We start from the raw sequence: 2,023 nt of genomic DNA, 5'->3' as shown, positions 1-2,023 counted from the left end.
GCCAGTAGTACAGTCGCAATAGTAGCTCAGGGTTGCGCTGGCGCTACGTCGTCAGCGCCATGAGATAGGCTTCGTGTCGCTTGACTGATATATGACCGGCCCGTCCCAATGTAAGCCGTAATGGTCGCGCTGGCGCAAAAGGGCATTGGTAGCGCCAAGCACACTTCCCGCCGCGGGTCGATATCCTCAATGAATGCGTGCACCCGCCATTGGTCATATACAGGCGCGTGCTTTCAAATAGCTGCTCAGAGTGTGTGGCCTTGCAAATAGCTGCCCAGAGCGGCGATTAGGGAACCGAAATGAAGCGCGCTGGACGGCGATTAGAGAGAGGCCTCCCGATATAGGGAGCAGAGGCTGGAATAATGGTGGAAAAGGCGTAGCATTAAAGCTACTACGATGTCATGATTTTCCCTAAACGACACCGCAGTAAACCGAGTTCATACTCACCCTGCCATCTGTTTTTCACGAATTTCGGCGAGAGTTTTGCAGTCGATGCACAAATCAGCGGTCGGACGCGCTTCCAGGCGACGAACGCCGATTTCTACCTCACAGGATTCGCAGAAGCCGAAATCGTTGTCTTCCACTTTCTTGAGGGTTTTCTCAATCTTCTTGATTAGCTTACGTTCTCGGTCACGATTACGCAGCTCAAGGCTGAACTCTTCTTCCTGCGCGGCGCGATCTACCGGATCGGGGAAGTTGGCGGCCTCATCCTGCATATGCGAGACGGTACGCCCTACTTCATCTCTGAGTTGATTACGCCACGCTTCAAGAATGCGCTTGAAATGCAGAAGCTGGGTTTCATTCATGTACTTTTCACCAGGCTTTTGCTGGTATGGTTCCACCCCAGCGATGGCGAGAATGCTCAAGGAGGATGTCTTACGTTTTTGCCCTTCTTGCATGTTGCTTCTCCTTTTAACACGCACTAGCGATCCCCAAAGTGGGGAAAAACAGGCCGCTATAAATAGCAGATGACATTAAGGTTGGCAATTATTCATGACGTCTACTTGACAATGGTGTCAGGAAAGGCGTATCTAGATAGATGTTAATATTTTGAAAATTATCATATTCTACACCATTTCTCGGTTAACAGCTCTATGAAATAATTATCGACAATGTGAAGTGGATTCGCATGCCGTTGCCAGGATAACTGACAACCATAGCACAGGACTTCTACGCCTGACTGCTGAGCCTGTAATACCAGATCGGCATAGTGGGGTCAATGTGGCGGACCGGTTGACACACAGTCGATATCCGAATGAAGTACGGAGAAAAACAGCACCACACGATATCTCATTCTGCTATTGCATGTAATTCTCATAAATATTTTTTACTACGAAGCGTTACAGCATCCGGGAAAAATAGCCCGACCGGTTTTGCAATAATCTCACGGATTTCACCTCAATATAGTAGTCCGCGCGATCTTCTGCCGATAATAACCAATCTATCCTGCTGTTCTTCTGCTCCATATTGCACTTCGCCGCGAAGACGCGCATATTCCACCAGCTCGAGAATCGTTCCGGCGTGCAGCGTATTGATCCCTATCTATTGACCGCTGGCGGTTTCAGTTAGTTCCCAACTGTGCGGATAACGACGTTTGCGATTTTCCTGGGTGGCGCACCAGACGGTATTTGCCAGCGGTGGCGCAGCCGGTCATGGCGCTAGTGTTGGCACAGTGAACCGATAAATCTTCCTCAAAACGTTTATAGAGTTGTATGAGTCGGGCAGGCTAGAATTGCATGGATTTTCCTTATTGTGGACCATCGTCGCGGCGCAGAGGACAACAGTTCTTCATCAGCCTATTAGAGCACGCGACTGTTGTTAAACGCCGATAGCCAGAGTCCGAATCGGCCTACGTGGATCGTCCAGCCCGGCGTGTCCAGAGGTAGCACCACCGGTTGGAGCGACTGTCACCAGAGCGAAATATGCGGGTGAAACGGCAGTGAACTTTGGTGGCAATCGTTGCGGGTCGCCCGATCGCGCAGCTATGCCGCCAATTACAGAAGTTCGCGTGACGCTCGGCGGC

At 50.6% G+C, this 2,023-nt stretch carries 1 protein-coding gene and 1 pseudogene; both read right to left on the bottom strand.

Annotated elements, in window-relative coordinates; genetic code table 11:
- Window positions 1-443: 443 nt before the first annotated feature.
- Entirely contained in the window at window positions 444-899 is a 456-nt protein-coding gene (gene dksA, locus BG74_RS04940; protein WP_066597024.1) for an RNA polymerase-binding protein DksA, read from the bottom strand.
- A 161-nt stretch (window positions 900-1,060) separates the two neighbouring features.
- Window positions 1,061-1,654 (bottom strand): annotated as a pseudogene (locus tag BG74_RS04935) (DNA/RNA nuclease SfsA).
- Between the last annotated feature and the right edge of the window lie 369 nt (window positions 1,655-2,023).

The sequence above is a fragment of the Sodalis-like endosymbiont of Proechinophthirus fluctus genome (genome assembly GCF_001602625.1).
Classification (GTDB): domain Bacteria; phylum Pseudomonadota; class Gammaproteobacteria; order Enterobacterales; family Enterobacteriaceae.
This window is presented reverse-complemented; position numbering and strand designations above follow the sequence as displayed.